25 protein-coding genes and 2 pseudogenes are annotated in these 23015 nt (G+C 44.0%); 6 read left to right on the plus strand and 21 right to left on the minus strand.

The annotated features are described in order from the left end of the window. Positions 1–62: 62 nt before the first annotated feature. The 8 genes from ppx to DXE33_RS03425 form a co-directional block, all read right to left on the minus strand. Positions 63–1601, minus strand: coding sequence for an exopolyphosphatase (ppx, locus tag DXE33_RS03400; protein ID WP_162785447.1), 1539 nt, complete (start codon positions 1599–1601; stop codon positions 63–65). A gap of 134 nt (positions 1602–1735) precedes the next feature. Then, complete coding sequence (locus tag DXE33_RS10525) at positions 1736–1945, minus strand: GDCCVxC domain-containing (seleno)protein (protein ID WP_408634174.1); 210 nt, start codon at positions 1943–1945, stop codon at positions 1736–1738. A 45-nt stretch (positions 1946–1990) separates the two neighbouring features. Beyond that, on the minus strand, positions 1991–2707 hold the full coding sequence (locus tag DXE33_RS03405; RefSeq protein WP_114638621.1) for an MgtC/SapB family protein: 717 nt from the start codon (positions 2705–2707) through the stop codon (positions 1991–1993). A gap of 9 nt (positions 2708–2716) precedes the next feature. Beyond that, the gene (locus DXE33_RS03410; RefSeq protein WP_197711983.1) at positions 2717–4060 is read right to left on the minus strand and encodes an alkaline phosphatase; all 1344 of its coding nucleotides are present in this window, start codon (positions 4058–4060) and stop codon (positions 2717–2719) included. Beyond that, on the minus strand, positions 4057–4356 hold the full coding sequence (locus tag DXE33_RS09765) for a hypothetical protein (protein WP_197711984.1): 300 nt from the start codon (positions 4354–4356) through the stop codon (positions 4057–4059). Before DXE33_RS09765 ends, DXE33_RS03410 begins: the two co-directional genes overlap by 4 nt. Positions 4357–4543: 187 nt before the next feature. Then, on the minus strand, positions 4544–5986 hold the full coding sequence (locus DXE33_RS03415) for a DUF2252 domain-containing protein (RefSeq protein ID WP_114638622.1): 1443 nt from the start codon (positions 5984–5986) through the stop codon (positions 4544–4546). A gap of 61 nt (positions 5987–6047) precedes the next feature. Beyond that, positions 6048–6488 carry a tautomerase family protein gene (locus DXE33_RS03420; protein ID WP_114638623.1) on the minus strand — a complete coding sequence of 147 codons (441 nt, stop codon included), beginning with the start codon at positions 6486–6488 and terminating at the stop codon, positions 6048–6050. Between the two features lie 5 nt (positions 6489–6493). After that, positions 6494–6994: an arsenate reductase ArsC gene (locus tag DXE33_RS03425; RefSeq protein WP_114638624.1), complete on the minus strand. Its 501-nt coding sequence runs from the start codon at positions 6992–6994 to the stop codon at positions 6494–6496. Positions 6995–7566: 572 nt separating this feature from the next. Between DXE33_RS03425 and DXE33_RS03435 the strand changes: the two genes are divergently transcribed. Both DXE33_RS03435 and DXE33_RS03440 read left to right on the plus strand, forming a co-directional pair. Beyond that, the gene (locus DXE33_RS03435; protein ID WP_114638626.1) at positions 7567–8043 is read left to right on the plus strand and encodes an MgtC/SapB family protein; all 477 of its coding nucleotides are present in this window, start codon (positions 7567–7569) and stop codon (positions 8041–8043) included. 84 nt (positions 8044–8127) lie between these two features. Then, a complete protein-coding gene (locus DXE33_RS03440; protein WP_231970355.1) occupies positions 8128–8319 on the plus strand; it encodes a hypothetical protein in 192 nt (63 codons plus the stop codon). A 3-nt stretch (positions 8320–8322) separates the two neighbouring features. On the opposite strand, the gene phoR is transcribed toward DXE33_RS03440, so the two are convergent. From phoR to pstS, 7 genes are all read right to left on the minus strand, one after another. Next, positions 8323–9621 carry a phosphate regulon sensor histidine kinase PhoR gene (gene phoR / locus DXE33_RS03445; RefSeq protein ID WP_114638628.1) on the minus strand — a complete coding sequence of 433 codons (1299 nt, stop codon included), beginning with the start codon at positions 9619–9621 and terminating at the stop codon, positions 8323–8325. 63 nt (positions 9622–9684) lie between these two features. Continuing rightward, positions 9685–10398: a phosphate regulon transcriptional regulator PhoB gene (gene phoB, locus DXE33_RS03450; protein WP_114638629.1), complete on the minus strand. Its 714-nt coding sequence runs from the start codon at positions 10396–10398 to the stop codon at positions 9685–9687. 18 nt (positions 10399–10416) lie between these two features. Next, positions 10417–11121 (minus strand): phosphate signaling complex protein PhoU, encoded by a 705-nt coding sequence (phoU, locus tag DXE33_RS03455; protein WP_114638630.1) that lies wholly within the window; start codon positions 11119–11121, stop codon positions 10417–10419. Positions 11122–11133: 12 nt separating this feature from the next. Continuing rightward, complete coding sequence (gene pstB / locus DXE33_RS03460) at positions 11134–11886, minus strand: phosphate ABC transporter ATP-binding protein PstB (protein ID WP_231970477.1); 753 nt, start codon at positions 11884–11886, stop codon at positions 11134–11136. A gap of 92 nt (positions 11887–11978) precedes the next feature. After that, positions 11979–12845, minus strand: coding sequence for a phosphate ABC transporter permease PstA (pstA, locus tag DXE33_RS03465; protein ID WP_114638631.1), 867 nt, complete (start codon positions 12843–12845; stop codon positions 11979–11981). Further along, positions 12842–13828, minus strand: a complete 987-nt coding sequence (gene pstC / locus DXE33_RS03470) for a phosphate ABC transporter permease subunit PstC (RefSeq protein ID WP_197712043.1) — start codon at positions 13826–13828, stop codon at positions 12842–12844. The genes pstA and pstC overlap by 4 nt, the downstream gene beginning before the upstream one ends. Before the next feature lie 88 nt (positions 13829–13916). Beyond that, positions 13917–14939, minus strand: coding sequence for a phosphate ABC transporter substrate-binding protein PstS (pstS, locus tag DXE33_RS03475; protein ID WP_114638633.1), 1023 nt, complete (start codon positions 14937–14939; stop codon positions 13917–13919). Positions 14940–15312: 373 nt separating this feature from the next. Here pstS and DXE33_RS03480 point away from each other — a divergent pair, with 373 nt between their 5' ends. Beyond that, positions 15313–15762: a hypothetical protein gene (locus tag DXE33_RS03480; protein WP_114638634.1), complete on the plus strand. Its 450-nt coding sequence runs from the start codon at positions 15313–15315 to the stop codon at positions 15760–15762. Positions 15763–15926: 164 nt separating this feature from the next. Next, a complete protein-coding gene (locus tag DXE33_RS03485; RefSeq protein WP_114638635.1) occupies positions 15927–16298 on the plus strand; it encodes a hypothetical protein in 372 nt (123 codons plus the stop codon). A gap of 16 nt (positions 16299–16314) precedes the next feature. Here the strand turns inward: DXE33_RS03485 and glmM are convergent, their stop codons facing one another. From glmM to DXE33_RS03505, 4 genes and pseudogenes are all read right to left on the minus strand, one after another. Beyond that, complete coding sequence (glmM, locus tag DXE33_RS03490; protein WP_114639708.1) at positions 16315–17661, minus strand: phosphoglucosamine mutase; 1347 nt, start codon at positions 17659–17661, stop codon at positions 16315–16317. 37 nt (positions 17662–17698) lie between these two features. Then, positions 17699–18564: pseudogene (gene folP, locus DXE33_RS03495) on the minus strand (dihydropteroate synthase). 10 nt (positions 18565–18574) lie between these two features. Beyond that, a pseudogene (ftsH, locus tag DXE33_RS03500) lies at positions 18575–20453 on the minus strand (ATP-dependent zinc metalloprotease FtsH). 153 nt (positions 20454–20606) lie between these two features. Then, complete coding sequence (locus DXE33_RS03505) at positions 20607–21281, minus strand: RlmE family RNA methyltransferase (RefSeq protein WP_114638637.1); 675 nt, start codon at positions 21279–21281, stop codon at positions 20607–20609. 198 nt (positions 21282–21479) lie between these two features. Between DXE33_RS03505 and DXE33_RS10060 the strand changes: the two genes are divergently transcribed. Together DXE33_RS10060 and DXE33_RS10065 are read left to right on the plus strand one after the other, a co-directional pair. Then, complete coding sequence (locus tag DXE33_RS10060; protein ID WP_231970356.1) at positions 21480–21869, plus strand: YhbY family RNA-binding protein; 390 nt, start codon at positions 21480–21482, stop codon at positions 21867–21869. Next, the gene (locus tag DXE33_RS10065; protein WP_231970358.1) at positions 21866–22030 is read left to right on the plus strand and encodes a hypothetical protein; all 165 of its coding nucleotides are present in this window, start codon (positions 21866–21868) and stop codon (positions 22028–22030) included. The genes DXE33_RS10060 and DXE33_RS10065 overlap by 4 nt, the downstream gene beginning before the upstream one ends. A 27-nt stretch (positions 22031–22057) precedes the next feature. Here the strand turns inward: DXE33_RS10065 and DXE33_RS03515 are convergent, their stop codons facing one another. Then, the gene (locus DXE33_RS03515; RefSeq protein WP_114638638.1) at positions 22058–22531 is read right to left on the minus strand and encodes a DUF4149 domain-containing protein; all 474 of its coding nucleotides are present in this window, start codon (positions 22529–22531) and stop codon (positions 22058–22060) included. Further along, entirely contained in the window at positions 22531–23007 is a 477-nt protein-coding gene (greA, locus tag DXE33_RS03520; protein ID WP_114638639.1) for a transcription elongation factor GreA, read from the minus strand. Before greA ends, DXE33_RS03515 begins: the two co-directional genes overlap by 1 nt. Between the last annotated feature and the right edge of the window lie 8 nt (positions 23008–23015).

Genomic DNA, 23015 nt, shown 5'->3' on the forward strand with positions numbered 1-23015 from the left:
AAGACTCATTAAAAAAAGCCGCGCTTAAGCGGCTTTTTGTTTATTCTGGATCTAAAAAATCCTTAATTTAGATTGACCTCGTACGTACGACCCACCCTCTCCCATTCTGCAGCTTCTTTGAGAAGGCTAAATTCCGTTAATGGATGCTCCGAGGCCCATTCCTTTGAGAGGCTCACCAAATAAGAGCCATCGTGTTCAGAAACCTTAACGTCAGGGAAATTAGTGTCGTTGCGACCACGGCACAGCACTTGTGCTAGGCGTAAACAAAATAACATACGCCAATCCTGAAAGCCATGATTGTTCGCCAGTTTGCCAAGTTTGCCGGTGTGCCCGATGAGTAATGCCGCAAGCCTTGCTTGATCGTTTTTAGAAAAGCCAGGCATATCTGCATTTCCCGCTATATAAGCAGAATGTTTGTGATAGCCATTATGCGAGATTGAAAGGCCAATCTCGTGCAAGTTTGCCGCCCACTGTAAGAGCGCCACGTTATCCGCTCTACTTTCCGCCTCAGGTTTTGGAAGTTGCTGCAAGAAATCTGCGGCTAATTTACCCACTCTCTCTGCTTGCTCACGATCAACAGCATAGCGCTGCATAAACTGTTCAACGGTAACATACCGCATATCGTGATGTTGAGATCGACCTAATAGGTCGTAAAGAACGCCACTACGCAAAGCAGCATCAGTTACCTCCATCTCCTCAATCCCTAATTCATCAAATACAGCCAGCATGATTGCTAAACCGCCTGGCCAGACTGAACGACGGTCGTCCTTGAGGCCAACTAGCTCTACTTGGTTAATGTGCTCGTATTTCAAAAGATGTTTTTTGAGTGCTTTGAGGCCCTCTCGGGTAATTAAGCCGCTGCCTGCGGTCACCCTACCCATAGTTAAGCTATCCCCATGACCATTGAAGTTGTTGGCTGCAATTAGGTCAGCAAGTGCGCGAGCCGTACCTGATGATCCAATGGCTTGTTTCCAGCCACTTTTAAGATAGGCACCAGAGATTACTTGAATTTCTCTGCGAGCGGCTAATTCAGCCTCTTTAAATGCATGTGCATCTATGTTCCCCTTCGGAAAAAATCGCATGCTATGTGAAACGCAGCCAATATAGAGGCTTTCTAGAAGCTTGGGCTCGTAACCTTTCCCGATGATGAACTCCGTGGAACCGCCCCCAATATCAACCATTAAACGATTGCCCTGAACCGCTTGCACTTCATGGGCAGCACCGATGTATATAAGGCGAGCTTCTTCAACTCCAGCAATCACCTCAATCGGAAAGCCAAGTGCCTGTTGAGCATCCTCTACAAATTGCTGTGCATTTTTAGCTACACGCAAAGTATTAGTCGCTACTGCTCGTACATTAGATGGATCAAACCCTCTAATGCGCTCACCAAAACGGCGAATAGCTATTAAGCCACGCTGGTAGGCATCATTTCCTAGTAGTTTATTTTCTGTCAGACCTGCCGCAAGACGGACAGATTCTCGTAATGTATCAATTGGGCGAAGTTGTGTGCCAGATGGGGTATTAACAGCCTGAGCGACCAGCATTCGGAAGCTATTGGAGCCTAAATCTACTGCCGCAACTAAATCTGCAGAGTTAGAGATAGATTCTACGGAGTTGCTGGTCAAAATATTCCCCAAAAAGGCTTTTCGAAATAATTGTGACTATTTTATGTAAAAACAATGACACATTAATGAATTAATGAGCATAGCCCAGCCAGCTGGGGTGAAACCAATTATCAAGCTGCTAAGTTTTGCTCGGAACTGGAACAATCACGGTTCCCGAAACTGCACAGAATACAGCAATCACCAGACTTGGGTTTCAGAATAGCGCTACATGAGCGGCATCGATGTAAATGAGGGGCAGCGCCCTCTTCAACTGAAATAATTTCGGTAGCCTGACAGTGCGGGCAAGTAATAACAGACTGATTCAAAGTAGTAGAGTTCACAGCAAAATACTGAACGATGAATATTTCACTAGTGTGTCAGCCCAATCAATCGGTTGTACTTGGGCTCCAAAATGCCTGGGTGACAAACTCTTGATCAGCGATTTTCGCTATCAGCCGATCCATTTCATCACCCTCAACCGCAGAAGCAGTTAATACAGCTTGAATCTCAACTTCATCACTTCCAAATTGATGAACTTCAATATCTTGAGTTTGGTATCCAGCGTCCTCTAAGGTTTTAATAAACTGCTTTAGAGCATGCTTTTGAGAATGCTTTGGGGTGATGATATAAACAGAATTAGTCACCTCAACAGAGACAGTATCCAAGGGTTGACGGTTGATGAAGCTTACTACAGGCCTCAATAAGGTATTGGCCGCCAAAATAAAAATAGTTGCCAATCCTGCCTCAAGAATCAAATCAGCACCAGCACAAGCTCCGACTGCACCAGAGGCCCACAGGGTTGCTGCAGTATTAATCCCGCGTACATTACCTTCTTCTCGCATGATAACGCCAGCACCCAAAAATCCGATACCAGAAACTACATAGGCCATGATATGAACAGCGCCGTCATGACCTGTTAGTCGATTGCCGGCATCCACAAAAATAGCGGCTCCAATTGCTACCAAAATATTGGTTCTTAAACCAGCAGTGCGCTGACGAAATTGGCGCTCTAAACCAATCAGACCGCCAAACAAAAAAGCTGCACTGAGGCTGATAGCGGTATCAATTAACGATGCATAACTGATATTGTGAATAAATTCCATGGAAATAGCTTATTTAGATCCTAACCCCAAGGACTCTACCATCACCTTGAATACTTGGGTGTTATCCATAAAGCCTTTGAATTTCTCGGATCCCGGACCCTGTGCGTTTAATAGTGCATCATCTGCTGCGTGAACACCAGACTCCTGATTTGCCGGAAGATTTCCACCCACATGGATTGCATCCTCTTGAAGCTGCACATACTTTGGATTAGCAATAAATTGACCCGCCTCATCTTTAATTGCGGGAACAAATGTGCCATCTAATTTGGGATGCATCGTTTCATAGTGGTCGGGATAACTGCCATAGAAAAATGCCAATCGTTTTGAAACATCAATTTTATTTGGGTATCCCTGCATATCTGCGCTTGGGTAATTGGGATAACCGGCCTCTGCATACACACCTACTTTTTCTCGCAACGGACCTTGTCGCTCATCATGAACTACCCCGCTTATTGAACCACTATGTGTATGGTCTGGCGTCACAATAATCAGAGTATCTGGGTGATTTTTGGCATAGTTTTTAGCAAGATCCACTGCATTGCTAAGCATGATCGTATCAAAGGCTGCCCGTTCCCAATCGAGCGGGTGATTAAATTTATCAATTAATGCGGCTTCTACCATCAGAAAAAAACCGTTGGAATTTCTGGAGAGTACATCAATTGCAGCTTGCGTCATCTGTGTTAAATCAGGTTGGTTCGGATATTGCTCGACAGTATTCTTTTTAAGATACAAGCGATCTAATGAACCATCCATATTGTCTGGATGAAAAACGCCAAACAGTTTAGTGGTGTTTTTATTTTCTGAGCTTGTTGCAAGTTCTTGTTTGGTAAAGGCAGTTTGATAACCCTTTGCCTTAAAGACGTCAACTAGGTTTTGATCATCTTTACGTTTAGATCCTTTGGTGCTCTGAGGGTAAAAATATGCAGAGCCACCACCCAAAATGACTTCAGCGCCACTAGCCAAAAGCTGATCGGCAATATATTGTTTATCTGCGCGACGACGGGTATGAGCAACCATTGCGCCTGGAGTGGCATCCTGCAATTCAGCATCGGAAACAATTCCGACTGACATCTTCGTATTGCGTTTAATTAATTCAGCAATCGTCTCTACTTTGGGATGTGATAGATTATCTGTAGCCCGAGACACATATAAGCCCATTGCATTAACAGCAGTTTTATGTCCTGTGGTGTATGCACTCATCGAGTTGACCGAGTCAGTAATGAGTGAGTCCGACCCAAAGGTGCCAATCATAGCAGTGCTGGGCATATCATCAAAAGCAAGTCTTCCCTGATATTTGCCTTCCACAATGCCTTTGGATAAAACGCGTGCGGCAGTTCTATTGGCTATGGTCATTCCATCACCAATAAATAAGATGACATTTTTACCTTGCGCGGACCGCTTGCGTAAACATCCCAAATAACCTCTAATCGCTCGCTTGGTGATTTTGCAATTAACTGATATTTGCCAGCCTGTTTTAATTGAACATCACGAAAGACTATTGAACTACCCTTCCCATTTTCATTAGCAATATATTCAGGCTTGTTGGCTATAGTTTTAGCAATTGGTGATCCATTCAGCTCAATCAGAACATCTTTTTGTTCGACAACACTATTGAGTTCAACCTTGATATCAAATTTAGAGCCCACCAAAATAGCTGCTTGATTAATGGGGTATACAGCCGATGCATGTAACAGACCAGAAAAAAAGTCAGCAACAAGAGCGAAGCTATCTTGAGTAGATTTGAAGTAATCATAGGGTTAATGGAGTCAATTTTGAGAAATAACACTCTCTATTAATTTCATGACAGTCTGATGACGGCGCCCTTATAGGCCCGTCTCATAAAGCTTTTTTCTTGCTGGTTACCTTCAACTTACCGGTTTTGACTGCCCTACAAAAAACCTCATAATCTTGCTCATTTTGCTTTGCATATGACCTAGCAAATCGGTACATAGACTCCCCAAACTCTTTGGACTCTCCACAATATCCAGAGATGACTGCGGAGTCACCGGATCTAGCATGACCAAGCGCTAATGCCCAGCCAAATAATCTTGCGTAATCAGGAAAATTTTGCAGAGAGACGCCACCTGGACCTATATCCAACCCACCTTTCATATTGCGTAACTGACGTAAGTAAAAGCCCTGCGCATAGTTGATGTCGTACTGAACAGAGCCATAGTTGAGAAAAATATCCGGGGCACCTTGTAGCAATCGTTGACCTGAAACTACGCGTTGACCCATATCACGATAGATTGACTCGCCTAGGTAAGGAGTCAGAACCGATTTTTGCGCCTCCTTGTATTGCAAGAACAGCGGATCATGTTCGCTATCGCCCTCGAAATATAAAACCATGCAATTGGTACCGACGCTACCGACCCCTACCACTTTGCGAGCAAAATCTTTCAAGCTATATCGCTGAAACAATATTTTTCTATCCGCTAACAATGTGCTGCAATAGTTCAGTAATGCCTTATCAATCAGCGTGTGAAGAGGGACCCCATAAGCATCTTGTTTAAAGTGCTCAATCAGTGGCGGCTTGTTGATAATTCTTCGATTCTTACCAACGAGGGTTGTCAGCTTTTGCAACACTTGAATATTGCCCTGCCCTTTGCACTCTTTAAGATATTCATCAATTTTCTTTTGATGTTCTTTACTAAAGTGTTTGCGAATATCCTTTTCACCAATAAATACCTGGGCTAAATCTAAGTAAGGCAACTTGGCGAAGCAAGCCATTTGCTTTTGATATTCAGAACAAATCCGATAAACCAATTTCTTGCTCAGAGCCTTATCTCCGTCAATGCTCTCAGAGGCAATAATGGCGCTTGATACTAGTCTTTTTAAATCCCACTCCCAGCTTCCAGGGAGAGTTTCATCGAAATCATTAATGCCAAATACTAAACGGTGCTCTGCGGTGCCAAATAGGCCAGAGTTTGATACGTGCATATCGCCACAAAGCTGAACTGTAATGTTCGTTGTGGGTTGGTTGGATAGATCTTGAGCCATAATGGCTGCGCCACCTCGATAAAAGGTATATGGCGATTGCAACATCCGCTCATACCGTATGGGGATAAGTGATTCAATACGGCTTTTAGCTTGATTTTCTAAAATAGTGATGGGGTCAATTCTGTTTTTAAGCGGGTGATAAGTACCCTGATCTGCAAAGCTGACATGCTTTCGCAGAGCTTTGCCATCCGACATTCTTTTTTTGATGCCTGGACGAGGATTCGCGAATGATTCAACAGATCTCAGAACGGCAAATTTAGCGGGGTTTTTAACAGACATAAGAGTGCTCAACCTGAAAATTAAGCGCCCATCTTAACCCCAAGAGCAAAAATTTAGCTAATTACGAGTTTAGGTAATTGAGCTTCTGTTGAATGCTGGCCGGTAAGGTTGAAAACCAGGCCTTCTCATCACCCACTGCTGGGAGAATTTGCCCGTATTCAATCATCTGAGAAGGAGTAATCTCATCAATGTAAGCCCATATTTGATGCCCAGCTAACTTTGTGGCGCTCTGCAAAGCAATTTCAATCTCAACCAAGAGCTGCTTTTTGGTTTGTTCGCTTCTGCCGCTACGGATTTGCCCATTTAAAAATAAATGGGGCTCTTCTAGTAAAACACCACCGATAAAACAATCGTGAAGATCAAGCTCTTTAAATATTACTTGAGCAAAATATGCTTCTACACCGGTAACTTGAGCATGAATTTTGGTTATAGCCTGAGCTATAGCGTATTTCTGATGGGTGCTCAGTGATAGGCCTGCTGAATAAACGCTGTAGGTTGCCACGTCATTTAGTCTTTAAACTGGTGATGGATAGAATGCAATTCATCACGAATTTGTAGATGATCTAACTTATCTAAAGGCAGATCCAGAAGCAGTTCAATGCGATTTCTTAGGCCAATTTCTACCTTTCGAAAGGCGGCCCACTTTTCTTCATCGCTGCCAACAACGCTGGCTGGGTCTGGAAAGCCCCAGTGTGCAGTTGCTGGATGACCCACCCAGTAAGGACACTCCTCGCCTGCAGCAGCATCACATACAGTGATAATAAAGTTCATCTTGGGCGAGTCTTCACGACCGTACTCATCCCAACTCTTACTGCGTAATAAGGTGGCGGGATAGCCAATCTCTTTTGCGATCTGCAACGCTATCGGGTGCACGTAACCCGTAGGTTTTGAGCCAGCGGAATAAGCGATTAAACGACCGTGACTCAGGGTTGTGGCAAGGGCCTCGGCAAGAATGGATCGAGCCGAGTTACCTGTACATAAGAAAAGAATATTGAATGCATTAGTCATAGATGATGAGCATACGAAATTTAGATAATCTCATCAAGATCTAGTCGGTAAATTTTATCGACGATGAATTGTTGGGTTTTATTCTCATTTTCCTGATGCTTTGAAGTTTGAAAAGACATTGCTGGGCTGTGCGGCTGATAGGACTCTTTCAGCTCATTCCGAAATACACTAGACAAGTACTTATTTAAATTGGTATTCATCATCACATCCCTAGTGACTGGCCACAATGGATGAATCCTACGATCTGTATATTGCAGTTTTATTAAAGCTTAAGATTTACCGCATTCCCCATAAAAATCAATATTTTGAGCCATCAGCTGCCTAAGCGATGATTAAGATATAGTTTTGCATAAGCAAGACGGGTTTCGTACCAAGCTTGCCAAATAGCCAAGAGCATCTTTTTCATGTTTATCCCCTGATGGTGAAGGTCATTGTGGGTGGACTCATTTTGTGAGAACGCCCATGCAAAATGCATTTCCATTGTTATTACCTCAGATGTCTATCCAAAGGCTTTTTTATGACAGACTGGCATGCCTGAGATACACTGCCCCTTAGTTAAAAAGGGTTTTTTAATGATTCAATGGGATCTATACGGCACGATTGCGATACGACTGGGTCTAGCATTGTTGGTGGGAGCAATTCTTGGTCTAAATCGCTGGCTTCACCATAAATCTGCGGGGATTCGTACCCACTCTCTAGTGGCTATTGGTTCGGCGACCGCCGTCATGCTCATTAGCGACTTTGTTAAAGATGATGCCCAGTCTGTCAGCCGCGTACTTCAGGGTCTCATTACAGGCCTTGGTTTTTTAGGGGCTGGCGTGATTATTCGCGAACAAAGTTCACAAAAGGTGCATGGCTTAACAACGGCAGCCAGTCTATGGGCATGCGCCCTGATTGGTGCCGCTTTTGGCGCCGGGCAATTTGTCCTTGGAGGCCTAAGCTTGGGGGCGATTTTGGTTACCCTGTTTATTGGCGGCCCTCTTGAGAAACTTCTCTCACACATTACCGGGATCAAGAGAGGGTCTGAAATTTCAGGCGATCCAGACTAAAACCCTCTTAAATAGTCAAAAAAGAGGGTTTTGTCATATTTGTTTGCTAGGATTGGTGTTCCTAATCAATTCCAAGTGAAGGCTATGAGCGAATATCGATACGAAGATGCAGTAAAACAGCTCCAAGAGAGCGGAGCAATCGGTCTTGTTGATCTCAAAAACCTCCCTCATGAGGATCTTGTAGAGCTATTTGAGGAAATTAAGGTCTGGTGCTTATACGCCAGCGGAAAACCTGAGAAACTACCCAAGGAATCCAAGAAAAAGAAGAAGGATTAAGCCCTAGGCGCTTAATCGTTCATTTGGGAAGCGGAGCATAAAGGTGCTCCCCCTCCCTGGAGTGCTTTCAATCAGCAGCTGCGCTTGATGTCTGCTGGCTATGTGCTTAACAATTGCTAGGCCCAATCCAGTTCCGCCAGTATCCCTAGAGCGGCTTCTATCGACTCGGTAAAAGCGTTCTGTCAGCCTCAATAGATGTTCAGACGCAATCCCTGGGCCGGTATCGGTCACCGAAAATTCCCCCTGACCCCGAGAATTCACGTCCCATTTAACTACTATCGATCCAACATCCGGGGTATAGCGAATCGCATTGGAAACCAGGTTGCTAAATGCTGAAAGCACCTCCCTCTCATCGCCCAACAGATTTTTGGATGAATTCATTTCAAAGCTAAACGCATGCCTGCCTTGCGATAGTGCCTCAGCATCATTTCTGAGTAATGCCATGATAGTTTCGATATTTACTGAATTAGTAACTACTGGAAGCGTGTTCGCCTCCAAATTGGCTAGAGTTAACAGGTCCTCTACCAGGCTTTTCATACGCTGAGCCTGAGACATCATCATGTCGAAGTACTGGTCTCGTTGATTTTTTTCAAGATCCAAAGACTGCACGGTTTCTAAAAAACCCATCAGTACTGTAATTGGCGTTCTCATTTCATGAGATACATTGGCTACGAAATCCCTACGCATCGCATCCGCCTTCTGCAAGTCTGTAACGTTCTGGGCCAAGAGAAGGTGGCGCCTGTGACCAAAAGGAAAAGCTTGAAGCATAAGACTTAGGCTACTATCAGACCCCATTCGCTCCACCAACAGGGGCTCATCAAAATTGCGCTTGCTTAAATAATGAATAAACTCAGGACGCCGTATCAAAAAATTGATACGTTGCAAAACATCTCGCTTAAAGTTGATGCCAAAAAAATCCTCGGCAATGTTATTGCACCATTCGATTTGATCATTCTCATTTAACATCACAATACCGTTAGGCGAAGCTTGAAAGGCCTCTATAAAGTGATCGTGTTGTTGCTCAATTTGCCTTAGTTTCTGTTTGAGATTTTTAACAAGGCGCTGCAATCTAAAAAAAATCTCCTCCCATAACCCGCTTGGCAAGGGCATATTTTCAACAGAATCGCTATGAATATACCTACCAAGTCTTGCGAGATTCACATAGGAATAAATCAATGGAATCGATAAAACTAAGATCCCTACCGCAAAAGCCCATTCAGATCCCCAATTAGCAAGAACGAAAAAGGAGGCTATAAAAGCAATGCAAACAATGAGAAGAAAACGTGTCAGAGCAGAAATCATGATGCAATCTTAGACCATCCCAGATATAAACTCTGAAACTATCCAAGAATCAAGGTCTTAGCCTTAGGATTCAGTAGGCGTCTTAGTGATACGGTATCCACTACCCCTAACGGTCTCAATGTAGCGATCACACCCAAAAGGTGCAAGCGCTGCTCTGAGGCGTTTGATATGCACATCGACAGTGCGCTCTTCTATGTAGACCTCGTTACCCCAAACGTTGTCTAATAAATTGGTTCGAGAATGAACCTGCTCGGGGTTGGCCATAAAAAATTGTAAAAGACGATATTCTGTGGGGCCCAGGGAAATTGGCTTAGGATCCTCATCGGCACGCATAGCAAGCACTCTGTGAGAGCTAGAGTCTAGCTTCAGAGGGCCAATGGTTAGCGGGCCTGTATCTTCAATAGGCGTTTGACGTCGCAATAATGCTCGTACCCTAGCAATTAATTCTTTAGGTGAAAAGGGTTTGGTTACGTAATCATCCGCCCCAGAATCTAGCCCCATAACCTTATCGGCTTCTTCGCTCTTGGCTGTCAACATCAAAATTGGCAAACCTCGAGTACGTTCATTGGCACGCAGTTCTTTAGCAAACTGCACACCTGATTTACCCGGTAGCATCCAATCTAGAATGATCAGGCTTGGAAGACGATCTTTCATCATTCCAAGCGCTAGATCAGTCTGCATAGCCTTCTCAACCTCATAGCCTGCATGACTAAGATTGATTGCAATTAATTCTGCAATTGATGGCTCATCTTCTACTACTAGTATGCGGTGAGTCATAGGGGCTAATTGTTTAAATTATTTTGTTGCTTCTCGTACCAAGTCTTCATGTGGAATATGTCGCACATCGGAGCCTTTGGCGATGTAGATCACGAATTCTGCAATATTTTTTGCGTGATCACCGATACGCTCAATAGCTTTAGCGATAGTTAGCATATCCAAGCCTGTACTGATGGTATGCGGATCTTCTGACATGTAAGTAATGAGCTTACGAACAAATCCACGGAACTCCTCATCAATTTGACGATCTTCAGCAACAACTTCTGCCGCAGAAACTGTATCAAGTCTGGCAAAAGCATCCAAACTACGACGCAATAAATTGATTGCCAACTGTCCAGAAAGGCGAATTTCAGCCACATTAATATTATGTGGGGCACCTGATTCAATGAGTTTCTTGGTGCGTTTTGCTACGCGCTCAGCCTCATCCCCTGCCCGCTCTAAATTGGTAATCGCTTTTGATACAGCCATCACTAAACGTAAATCACGCGCTGTAGGTTGGCGACGCGCTATCACTTCAGTGCAAGCCAGGTCAATCTGAATTTCGAGATCGTTAACAAGCTTTTCGTTTTCAATCACCACATTGCATGTATCGATATCCATTTGCGTGAATGCGCGCATTGCAGTGGCAATTTGAGACTCAACGAGACCACCCATCTCAAGCAAACGGCTTGAGAGTGAGTTGAGATCTGCATCAAATTGTGAGGAAAGGTGTTTATCTGGCATTATTGTCTCCTATTAACCGAAGCGGCCGGTAATATAGTCTTCAGTCTCTTTGCGTTTAGGCTTAATGAAGATTTCATCCGTTTTACCATACTCGATCAGGCTTCCGAGGTACATATAAGCAGTGTAGTCTGATACGCGAGCAGCTTGTTGCATATTGTGCGTCACAATAGCGATGGTGTACTCATGCTTTAACTCATTGATGAGTTCTTCAATTTTGCCGGTAGAGATCGGATCCAAAGCCGATGTTGGCTCATCGAGCAAAATTACAGATGGCTTAACTGCTACGCCACGAGCAATGCATAAACGTTGTTGCTGGCCGCCGGACAGAGATAATCCGCTCTGATTGAGCTTATCTTTTGCTTCTGTCCATAATGCCGCCTTATTCAGCGCCCATTCGACACGCTCATCCATTTCAGAGCGAGAAAGTTTTTCATAAAGACGCACACCAAATGCAATGTTTTCATAAATCGACATAGGGAATGGTGTTGGTTTTTGAAAAACCATGCCGATGCGTGAACGCAATAAATTTAAATCTTGCCCTGGTTGGAGGATATTTTGACCATAGAAATTAATCTCACCTTCAGCGCGTTGACCTGGGTAAAGATCGTACATACGGTTTAAGGTGCGCAACAAGGTCGATTTACCACAGCCAGAAGGCCCAATGAATGCTGTTACTTTGCCCTGCTCAATATCTAGGTTGATATTTTTTAAGCCCTGGAAAGAACCATAATAGAAGTTGAGATTTCTCACTTCCAATGCATTCATTGCAGTCTGCCCATTTTGCTGATTAGATACTTCCACGCTACCCCCTTGACCATCAATCTTGTTTAAGTCAAACATTGTTTTCATATTACTCATCATCCTTGAACCTTCTCACGGAATACCACACGCGCCAAAATGTTGAGTCCCAGCACAGCGAATGTGATCAGTAGTGCCCCACCCCATGCTAATTCAACCCAGTTATCGTATGGACTCATTGCAAACTGGAAGATAACCACTGGCAAATTCGCCATTGGGGCATTCATATTGGTTGAGAAAAACTGGTTATTTAAGGCGGTAAATAGCAATGGCGCTGTTTCACCGCTGACACGTGCCAATGCCAACAAAATACCGGTCATTACGCCGCTTTGTGCCGCCCTCAAAGTAATCATGAAAGCAACTTTCCACTTTGGCGTACCTAAGGCATATGCCGCTTCACGCAAACTTCCTGGAACTAAGCGCAGCATGTTTTCAGTGGTGCGCACAACAACTGGGATTGCAATTAAGGAAAGTGCAATCGTTCCAGCCCATCCAGAAAAGTGTTTCGCCTGTGCCACAACAAAAGCATAAACAAACAAGCCAATCACAATTGACGGTGCAGAAAGCATGATGTCAGTAACAAAACGGGTGATTGAAGCCACTTTACTGCGATCACCATACTCTGATAGATAAAGACCTGCTAAAACACCAACCGGCGTACTAATTAATGTACAAAAACCTACCAACAGCAAGCTACCAACAATCGCATTTGCAAGACCGCCGCCATCAGAGCCAGGCGCTGGAGTGCTATGGGTAAAAAGTGATAAATCGAGTGCTGAAAACCCTTTAATCACAAGTACGCTCAGAATCCAGAGCAAAAACACCATGCCCAAGAGCATGGCGCCCATGGAAAGTGTTAGGCCAATTTTGTTCGCACGTTTGCGCTTCGCAAAAATAGACGCATCAATATTTGAAGTGTTATTCATGCTTTTAAGCCCTGCTTCTTCTCCATATTGTTCAGCATCCACTTTGCACATGCCAACACAATGAAGGTAATGATGAATAGCGCGAGTCCAAGCGCAAATAATGAGGAAAGATGATTTCCGGCTTCTGCTTCACCAAACTCGTTAGCCAAAGTAGATGCAATCGAGGTGCCTGGCGCAAATAAAGAAGCAGATAAACGGTGCGCGTTACCAATAACGAAAGTCACGGCCATTGTTTCACCAAGAGCGCGACCCAGCCCAAGCATGACGCCACCAATTACTCCTGCCTTAGTATAAGGAAGCACTACATTCTTAACCACTTCCCACGTAGTACAGCCAATTCCATAGGCGGATTCCTTTAGTACAGGAGGTACTATTTCGAATACATCACGCATTACTGAAGCAATGAAAGGCAAAATCATCATTGCCAGGATTAAGCCTGCGCAAAGCACTCCAATGCCATTAAACGCGCCAGAAAACAAAATTCCCAATCCTGGGACTTGTCCTAAAGTGGCTGCCAGTGCAGGCTCAATATATTCTGCGAAGAGAGGCGCGAAAATAAACAAACCGAACATTCCATAAATAATTGAAGGAACTGCCGCCAATAGCTCAACCGCAGTACCAAGCGGTCTGCGAAGATAGCCCGGGCATAATTCAGTCAAAAAAACCGCAATACCAAAACTCAGCGGGACGGCAATCAACAAGGCAATCACTGAAGTGACCAAAGTGCCGTAGATGGCAATGAGACCGCCAAACTCGCCATTCACGATATCCCACTCTTGGGTTATAAAAAATCCTGGGCCAAAAGTATGCAATGCAGGCCATGCATTAATAAATAGCGAGATCAATATACCCATTAAGGCAATTAATACCGATAAAGCAAAAAATTGAGTAATCCCATGAAACAAAAAGTCTTGAACTCTTTGTAACTTGGCAATTTTTAATGCTTGCGGAGTAGGCGCCGATTGTGACTGCGTGATATCCATCATGGTTTTACTTATTTAATATTGAAACAGCCCCACAGAGACGTGGAGCTGTTCGTTAAACGATGCTTAGTGAATCAATCATCCAAGCTTATTTAGTAATAATTTTGGTAAAGACGTTCTTACGGATAAAGTCAGTTGTAGCATCAGGCATAGGAACATAATCCAACTCTTCTGCCATTTTCTTACCATCTTTAAAGGCAAACTCGAAGAACTTAATTACTTCAGCTGAGTTCGCTTTATTTTCAGGCTTCTTGTACATCAAGATAAATGATGCGCCTGTAATTGGCCAAGACTTAGCACCAGATGCGTTGGTAATGAATGTACCCATACCTGGGATCTTTGCCCAATCAGTGCCGGCTGCTGCAGCAGAAAAAGTTGCATCATCAGGAGCTACGAAGTTGCCATCTTTGTTCTTCAAAGAAATATAAGTCATCTTATTTTTCTTAGCGTAGGCGTACTCAACGTAACCAATTGCGTTCTTAACACGAGTAACGTTAGCTGCAACACCTTCGTTACCTTTACCGCCAACTGTAGAAGCTGCAGGCCACTTTACGTTTGCACCAGAGCCAACTGAATCCTTGAACAAAGTGCTTGTTTTAGCGAGGTAGTCAGTAAAAATAGCTGTAGTACCAGAGCCGTCAGCACGGGTTACCACAGTAATTGGGCCGGTTGGGATCTTTACGCCAGGATTCATAATGGCGATGCGCTTATCACCCCAATCAGTGATCACACCTTGGAAAATGTCCGCCAAAGTTGGGCCGTCTAATTTGATCTCGCCTGGCTTAACACCATCAACGTTAATGACTGGAACCACACCACCGATGATGGCTGGGAACTGAACCAAGCCGTTGGCTTCGAGGTCTTCAAATTTCACTGGATTGTCGGTAGCACCGAAATCGACAGTCTTTGCTTTGATCTGTTTGATACCGCCTGAAGAACCAATGGATTGATAGTTCAAGTTAGAACCAGACTTAGCCTTATAAGCTTCAGCCCATTTTGCATAAATTGGATACGGAAATGTTGCACCTGCACCAGTCATATCAACGGCAAACGCTGTTGGAGCAAGAGAAATAGCACCAATTACAAGTGCTTTTTTCAATAGAGATTTCATCTGATCAGTCCTATGGTGGTAATAAACAAAACAAAGTGATGTCGTGAAGATACGGATTGTCTATGACGCTTTGATGACAACTCTATTCATTATTAAATAAGATTAATTAAATCAATAGTTTAGAATCTAAATGAGTTAAAAATTGCTATGCCTATTTTGGTAATTGTTCGCCTAAAAAAACCGTGGTTGCAAAAGAGATTTACAAATAATTACCAAGCAAGCACTGAGAATTCGAGTGAGAATTTAGAGAGCGATCATCGAACAGTATGTTTCAGAGCACAGACTCCACCCAATCTCATCGCGTATGAAACCTAAATGATATATTTCGAATGATTGAAGATCAAAAATTCCTGAGATAGACCAAGCTACCTACATGCGGCTCGATAAAATTATTCTAGGAATTGGACTAATTGGGTCCTCATTTGCTGCTTGCGCACAAGCCCTAGAGCCTTTTAAGTTTATTGCTCTCGGGGATATGCCCTACAACATCCCTGCAGACTATGCACGTTATGAACGATTGATTTCTGAAATCAATCAACAAAAGCCGAGCTTTACTGTTTTTGTCGGCGATACAAAATCTGGTTCGATACCATGTAGCGATGAATATAACCAAAAGGTGAAATCCTACTTTGATCGTTATGAAGCGCCCTTAATCTATAGTATTGGTGATAATGAGTGGACAGATTGTCATAGACCACTTGCAGGCTCATATGACCCTCTCGAACGTTTAGACAAGCTAAGATCTACATTTTTTAATCACAAAGAAAGTTTAGGAAAACGCCATTTAAGCTTGGTTCGACAGGCAGACGTAGAGCAGACGTAGATCCGCAGTATTTAAAGTTTGTCGAGAATTCTTTCTGGGTCAAGAATTCCTTCCTTTTTGTAAATTTACATATTCCTGGTTCAAATAATAATTTTGAGCGTAATGATGAGGCTAGAGCGGAGTATCGAGAGCGAAACCAAGCAAACCTAGAATGGATACGGCACATGTTCGCCAAAGCATCCGCAAGGGAAATTGCTGGAATTGTCTTTATCTATCAAACAGATATGTTTTACTCTTCAAGTCAGTCCTCTGATGCGGAAAGCGGATATCGAGATACATTACTAGCCTTTACAAAAGGAGCTCAAGAACTCAGAAAGCCTATCCTTCTGATCCACGGGGATAGTCATCGGCTGATTATTAATCAACCCCTGAAGACAGAAAATCAAAAAGATGTGATTGAAAACGTGATTCGACTGCAGGTGATGGGTGATAAGCAAGTTCAAGCAGAACAAATTGAAGTCAATCCAAAAGCCGAACAGCCGTTTGGATTTAACCCCCTGCTATTAAAAGCCAATATGATGGGCTCTACACCATAAACTACGTTTAGCCAAATTAAGCCGCCAGAGGTACTAAATCAGCAATTTTCTTGGCAGCCTTCATAGCAAGATCATGATCTTGTGATTCAACCATGATGCGCAATACAGGCTCAGTACCAGAGGCTCGAATCAACACCCTACCAATACCCTTGAGCTCCGCCTCTGTTTGGGATATTTGATTTTGCAGAACTTCGTCTGACTTCCAATCGTAAGCAGATTTAAATCTCACATTCAGAAGTACTTGCGGGAAAATCTTTACATCCAAAAGCAGTTGTGCAAGGCCTTTTTTATTTTGGCTCATTGCGGCCAAAACTTGAAGCGCAGCAATCGTACCGTCACCTGTACTGTGTCGATCTAAGCAGAGCAAGTGACCCGACCCCTCGCCACCAATAATCCAGCCCTTTTGCTTGAGAAGTTCTAGGACGTATCGATCCCCAACATTCGCACGAACAAAGTCAAGGCCCAGAGCTTTAATCGCATTCTCGATGGCTAAGTTGGTCATCAAAGTGCCAACTGCTCCGCCCAAATTCTCGCCTCGATCCAGGCGATCTTTTATGAGTACGTAGAGAAGCTCATCGCCATTAAATAATCTACCAGTAGAGTCAACCATCTGCAAGCGATCGGCATCACCATCTAAAGCAATACCCAAGTCTGCTTTTTCTTCCTTGACCTTAGCAATCAATGCAGCTGGCGCAGTCGCACCACAACCGTCATTAATGTTTCTACCATCTGGTGTGACACCGATTGAAATCACTTCAGCACCAAGCTCATGAAATACGTGAGGTGCAGTATGGTAAGCGGCGCCATTAGCGCAATCTACAACCAACTTTAAACCCCTGAGATTCAGATCCCCAGGGAAAGTTGATTTGCAAAATTCAATATAACGTCCAGCCGCATCATCTAAGCGAAAAGCCTTACCTAACTCTTTAGAGCTCACGCATCCCATTGGCTTTTCCAATTCAAGTTCAATAGCCAACTCAAATTCATCCGATAACTTATCTCCATTAGCAGAGAAAAATTTGATGCCGTTATCTTGATACGGGTTATGGGAAGCTGATATCACTATTCCTGCAGACAAACGCAAGGCCTTTGTGAGATAAGCAACCCCCGGTGTAGGAATGGGTCCGCATAGCATCACATCCACCCCCGCTGCAGCAAAACCAGCCTCTAGGGCGGCCTCTAAAAGATATCCAGATACGCGTGTATCTTTACCAATCAGAATTTTGCAACGTTCACCAGGTTTTGCGTCTCTAGTTAATACCTTGCCAGCAGCATAGCCAAGTCTGGTCATAAATTCAGGGACTATCGGAAATTGGCCTACTTCTCCGCGAATGCCATCAGTGCCAAAGTATTGTTTTTTCATGATGATCATTATAAAACCGAGAACCTTTATCAAGGCCTCAAGAATTAACCGCCTCCCATAGCTTGAGTGCATCGACAGTCTGGGCAACATCATGAACCCTGATTATTTTTGCCCCCCGATCTGCCGACATAATGGCAGCAGCAATGCTAGAGGCAAGACGTTCATTGGTATCCTTGCCGGTTATCTTGCCCAACATCGATTTTCGGGAGATTCCAGCGAGGACTGGATAGCCAAGATCCGAAAATTTCTGAAAGTGAGCCAACATCTGTAAATTGTGCTCCAGATTTTTTCCAAATCCGAACCCAGGATCAATTGCAATACGGTCGTGATCTATGCCCTTGCTTTGCAATAGATCCGCTTGTGCTTGCAGGAATTCTTTCACTTGCGTGATCACATCGTGATAATCAGGATTAAATTGCATCGTTAGTGGATCGCGTTGCATGTGCATGAGAAGAATACCGCAATGAGCGTTTTCTAATACAGCATCTAGAGCACCATCTTGCCTTAAGGCCCAAATATCATTTACACAATCAACGCCGGCATGGAGTGCTTGACGCACATTGTCTGGGCCTTGTAAGTATCAATTGATAGTGGAATACCACAATCCTTTAATCCTTCAATAACCGGCAGCACACGGTCTAACTCCTCTTGCAAAGAAACAGGCTCTGCACCTGGCCTAGTAGATTCGCCGCCGATATCAATCAGATCTACCCCATTGGCAATCAACTGCTCCGCTTGTGCAATGGCATCATGTGCAGTCCGGTATTTACCGCCATCAGAAAAGGAATCTGGCGTTGCATTCAAGATGCCCATAACAATAGGCCGCTTGCGTTTTGAGAAGTCAAAAACAAAACGCCCACAACGCCATATTGTGGGCATATTCAAAATGCCAGAGATGAGCATTTAGGCCTTATCAGGCTGTTGCAGGAGCATTACCTGCCGCAGGTCCTGCTTGTACCAGCAGAATTACCAAACTGGGTTGCTGGTGGTGGCTTAGGAGCGCGTGGCGGACGGCCTTCCATGATATCGTTAATTTGCTCCGCATCAATAGTTTCCCATTCAAGCAAAGCTGCAACCATTGTTTCTACCTTGCCGCGATTTTGCTCCAAGATCGACTTAGCTAGGGCATATTGACTATCAATTAATGTCCGAATTTCTGCATCCACCTTTTGTTGAGTTAATTCAGAAACAGTTTTGGTGCTGTTACGACCAAAGATGCTTTCAGATTCGGTATCAACATAAACCATGGTACCCAAACTATCACTCATACCGTAGCGAGTCACCATATCTCGGGCCATCTTGGTGGCGCGTTCAAAGTCATTCGATGCTCCTGTACTCATGGAGTGCAAAAACACTTCTTCAGCAGCACGACCACCAAATAAGATTGCCAACTCTTCTAGCATGCGATCTTTGTACAGATTCACGCGATCAAATTCAGGGAGCTGCCAAGTAACACCAAGAGCCATACCACGAGGCATGATAGTGACTTTATGCACAGGGTCAGCTTTTGGCAGCAACTTCGCCACTACCGCATGACCAGACTCGTGATAAGCCGTATTACGGCGCTCTTCTTCGCGCATGACGGCTGACTTGCGCTCGGGGCCCATATATATTTTGTCTTTAGCGTCCTCGAAATCTTTCATATCTACCGAACGCTTATTGCGACGTGCAGCAAACAAAGCGGCTTCATTAACCAGATTAGCCAAGTCCGCACCAGAAAATCCTGGGGTGCCTCTTGCTAATACTGCCGCATTAACATCAGGATCAATCGGAACTTTGCGCATGTGTACTTGCAAGATTTGCTCACGACCACGAATGTCTGGCAGACCAACGTGCACTTGACGATCAAAACGTCCTGGACGCAACAAAGCTTTATCAAGCACGTCGGAACGGTTTGTTGCAGCTACTACGATCACACCACTATTGCTCTCAAAGCCGTCCATTTCAACGAGCATTTGGTTCAGGGTTTGTTCGCGTTCGTCATTTCCACCACCCATACCGGCGCCACGATGGCGACCTACTGCATCAATCTCATCGATAAAGATGATGCAGGGAGAATTTTTCTTAGCATTTTCAAACATATCGCGCACGCGAGATGCGCCAACACCAACAAACATTTCAACAAAATCAGAACCAGAGATGGAGAAAAATGGTACTTTAGCTTCACCGGCAATGGCGCGAGCTAATAAAGTTTTACCAGTTCCGGGAGGGCCCACTAGTAAAACACCATGAGGAATACGCCCACCCAGTTTTTGAAATTTCTGCGGATCTTTTAAGAAGTCCACTAGCTCAAAAACCTCTTCTTTTGCCTCATCGCATCCAGCGACATCAGCGAAAGTAACGGTATTACTATTCTCATCAATCAGACGAGCTTTTGATTTTCCAAAAGAGAATGCCCCTCCTTTGCCGCCACCTTGCATTTGGCGCATCATGAAAAACCAAAAACCAATAATCAATAGAGTAGGCCCTAGGTAATACAGCGCTGAAACTAACAAGTTTGGCTCATCTTCGGCTTTACCAGTTACCTGAACACCGTACTTCATTAAATCGCCAACCATCCAAATATCACCTAGAGAAATAATGGAGTATTTATTGCCATCAACGGGTGTAACTTGTAATGTCCGTCCTTGCACATCCACCCTTTTGACTTTACCAGCTTTGGCATCGTCCATGAATTGGGAATAAGTGACTTGATTTTGTTCTTTGGGCTTATCGAACTGTTTGAAAACCGTAAAGAGCACCAAGCCCACAATGAGCCACACACCGATTTTTTGAAACATATTGCTGTTCAAAATAAGTCCTTTTCTGGATTAATCCAGGAGTAAAAGCGAATTGCTAACTAAGTAGTTGATTCTACTACCACCCTTTTTCAAGGGCTAATGGCATATTTATTTGATAAACCCATGTAAATCAGGGGGTTTTTAATTCTTTTCAGCGATGATTGCTTATTTGTGCGGCTTTAGGTTTCTGCCCAACAAAAAAATCTCTGAAGACCTTGCTCTAGAAGCCTTTGGCTTTCGAGAGGCGACTGTTTTAAAGACTTTTTTAAAGGACTCCACAATTTGGCTATATCCACTACCATTAAAACATTTGATTAATAGAGCACCTTCTGGCCTGAGGTGAGCGACGGCAAAATCTAGGGCAATCTCTGCCAGAAACGCCATTCTTGCAGCATCAGCCACACCAACACCAGACAGATTCGGAGCCATATCCGATAGAACTAAATCAACCTTCCCATCCGCATTTGCTGGAAGCAAAGCTTCCAACGCAGCAAGACCCTCCTCTTCGCGAAAATCGCCCTGGATAAAACTAACATCGGCAATATCCTCCATAGGCAAGATATCAATGGCGATAATTTGACCATCTGGTTTGCCAGATTCAATATTGGGATTGCTTTTGCCCAACTCAGTTAAACGATTGCGCACGTATTGAGACCAACTACCTGGAGCGCTACCCAAGTCAACAATAGTCATACCTGCTTTAATCAGATGATCTTGCTCGTCAATTTCACTGAGCTTATAAACCGCTCTAGCACGATAGCCCTCTTTTTGAGCCATCTTCACATATGGATCAGTTAGATGATCCTGCAACCAACTTTTGTTAAATTTATTCTTCGCCACAACTTACCCACGTTCGCCCTGTATTTTCCTGATTTATGACCCCTAAAGCAAAAGGAATCGATCTAAATCGATTGAAAACGTGCTTAAAACAGCTATTTTTGGTCTTGATGCTTCTATCATCAAGGCCATGACTGCACTAATACTCCCGCCCAACGTAAATCCCTCAAAGCAGATGCGCACGACTTAAGCTCTGTTGTTATGGTTGGCGGAGATGGATTAACCCCTGCTGTCATTAAAGAAGCTAAATCTGCTATTGCACATCACGGTTTAATCAAGATTCGGGTCTTTGGGGATGATCGTGAGGCGCGAATCGCTATTTACGAAGAGTTATGCGACAAATTAAATGCCGCGCCCGTACAACATATTGGCAAACTATTAGTTCTTTGGAAACCTAAGGACATCGTCGATGAGGCTTATGCCAACCTAGGGCGCTCCAGCAAACAGACAAAGAAGTCATTAAAAGCATCTCGTACTAAACGTCAACCGAATCGCACTATCTCCAAGCCCAGTGTTCGCACTAGTAGCTCAGAGAGATCAGATCGCCGTTCGCTACAAACAAGTCTCCTTTCGAACGTGCCGCAGCAGTGAAGTCAGGAACGTCTAAGAAACGCATTCTGCGCTCTGAGGCGGCTGAATCGAAGATTGGCTGGTCATCTCCAGGCTATCGCAAAGCAGTCGCGGCACCGGCGCCGATTAAGAAACGTAAAGTGCGCATGAGCAGCACTAAAAAGAAGTCCTTAGGCTCCTAACGCCAACACAAAAAAAAGCGAACGCCTCTAGTCTGCGTTTTTGGTTGAGCGCCAAACTAATATCAAACCAAGAATAGTTTGAATAAAGAAAATGACGCTTGAGCTATGGTGAAGTCGTCCAAAAAGAATTGCATGACTAGACTCTCGCACAGATAGGCCCAAGAACAAAGCTTGATCTCTTAAAGAATTCATCCAAGGAATAATGATGAAGGCCTCGCTAATCGCGCAAGCCAGCATTCCCAATAAAACCCAGCGTATAGGGCGATAAGCACCAAAACCACACCTTACCAGGTGATTGGCCATGACCATTAAAAAAGCGCTTAAGCCAACACTGGCATAAGCGCAGATCTTAAACAAATTAGCGGCTACAAATCCTGCAACCTGGCGATCACCCAAACTAGAAAACAGAATTGGAACTACCAGAAAGCCAACCGTTACGAAACTACCAACCCAAAATCCACAAATGCAGGAGAAAAATCTCGGGTTGAAGCCTCGAGTCATTAAATATATTTGACAGCTAATATCTCAACCTCGCGATTACCTCCAGGAGCTTGAACGGCGACTACGTCACCCTCCTCCTTGCTAATAAGTGCACGAGCTATTGGCGAGCTAATCGAGATTTTGTTGGATTCAATATCAGCTTCATCGTCTCCAACAATTTGATAAGTAAACTTTGTACCGTCTTCTAGATCCTCAAGATCAACAGTGGCGCCAAACACAACACGACCAGAGATATCTAGGGATGCGGGATCAATGATTTGGGCTGCGGACAACTTACTTTCAAGCTCTTGAATACGGCCTTCGATAAACCCTTGCTTTTCTTTAGCGGCATCATATTCAGCATTCTCAGAAAGGTCTCCTTGGGCTCGTGCTTCTGAAATAGCATTAATAACTGCCGGACGCTCGACATGCTTAAGGCGGTGCAACTCTTCTTTTAAAAGCTCTGCACCACGCTTGGTAATTGGGATTGTGCTCATGCTACTAA

It is taken from the genome of Polynucleobacter necessarius (assembly GCF_900096765.1).
GTDB classification, from domain to species: Bacteria; Pseudomonadota; Gammaproteobacteria; order Burkholderiales; family Burkholderiaceae; genus Polynucleobacter; species Polynucleobacter necessarius_F.

What these genes read in the sequence shown, in the direction of transcription:
- pstA (WP_114638631.1), bottom strand. Translation starts at nt 12,845, where the DNA reads ATGAATAACACTTCAAATATTGATGCGTCTATTTTTGCGAAGCGCAAA.
- phoB (WP_114638629.1), bottom strand. Translation starts at nt 10,398, where the DNA reads ATGACTCACCGCATACTAGTAGTAGAAGATGAGCCATCAATTGCAGAA.
- DXE33_RS03410 (WP_197711983.1), bottom strand. Translation starts at nt 4,060, where the DNA reads ATGACCATAGCCAATAGAACTGCCGCACGCGTTTTATCCAAAGGCATT.
- pstS (WP_114638633.1), bottom strand. Translation starts at nt 14,939, where the DNA reads ATGAAATCTCTATTGAAAAAAGCACTTGTAATTGGTGCTATTTCTCTT.
- glmM (WP_114639708.1), bottom strand. Translation starts at nt 17,661, where the DNA reads ATGAAAAAACAATACTTTGGCACTGATGGCATTCGCGGAGAAGTAGGC.
- DXE33_RS03425 (WP_114638624.1), bottom strand. Translation starts at nt 6,994, where the DNA reads ATGACTAATGCATTCAATATTCTTTTCTTATGTACAGGTAACTCGGCT.
- DXE33_RS03405 (WP_114638621.1), bottom strand. Translation starts at nt 2,707, where the DNA reads ATGGAATTTATTCACAATATCAGTTATGCATCGTTAATTGATACCGCT.
- DXE33_RS03415 (WP_114638622.1), bottom strand. Translation starts at nt 5,986, where the DNA reads ATGTCTGTTAAAAACCCCGCTAAATTTGCCGTTCTGAGATCTGTTGAA.
- DXE33_RS03440 (WP_231970355.1), top strand. Translation starts at nt 8,128, where the DNA reads ATGAGCGAATATCGATACGAAGATGCAGTAAAACAGCTCCAAGAGAGC.
- greA (WP_114638639.1), bottom strand. Translation starts at nt 23,007, where the DNA reads ATGAGCACAATCCCAATTACCAAGCGTGGTGCAGAGCTTTTAAAAGAA.
- DXE33_RS03485 (WP_114638635.1), top strand. Translation starts at nt 15,927, where the DNA reads ATGTTCGCCAAAGCATCCGCAAGGGAAATTGCTGGAATTGTCTTTATC.
- phoR (WP_114638628.1), bottom strand. Translation starts at nt 9,621, where the DNA reads ATGATTTCTGCTCTGACACGTTTTCTTCTCATTGTTTGCATTGCTTTT.
- DXE33_RS03480 (WP_114638634.1), top strand. Translation starts at nt 15,313, where the DNA reads ATGCGGCTCGATAAAATTATTCTAGGAATTGGACTAATTGGGTCCTCA.
- pstC (WP_197712043.1), bottom strand. Translation starts at nt 13,828, where the DNA reads ATGGATATCACGCAGTCACAATCGGCGCCTACTCCGCAAGCATTAAAA.
- phoU (WP_114638630.1), bottom strand. Translation starts at nt 11,121, where the DNA reads ATGCCAGATAAACACCTTTCCTCACAATTTGATGCAGATCTCAACTCA.
- pstB (WP_231970477.1), bottom strand. Translation starts at nt 11,886, where the DNA reads ATGAATGCATTGGAAGTGAGAAATCTCAACTTCTATTATGGTTCTTTC.
- DXE33_RS03435 (WP_114638626.1), top strand. Translation starts at nt 7,567, where the DNA reads ATGATTCAATGGGATCTATACGGCACGATTGCGATACGACTGGGTCTA.
- DXE33_RS10060 (WP_231970356.1), top strand. Translation starts at nt 21,480, where the DNA reads ATGGTTGGCGGAGATGGATTAACCCCTGCTGTCATTAAAGAAGCTAAA.
- DXE33_RS03515 (WP_114638638.1), bottom strand. Translation starts at nt 22,531, where the DNA reads ATGACTCGAGGCTTCAACCCGAGATTTTTCTCCTGCATTTGTGGATTT.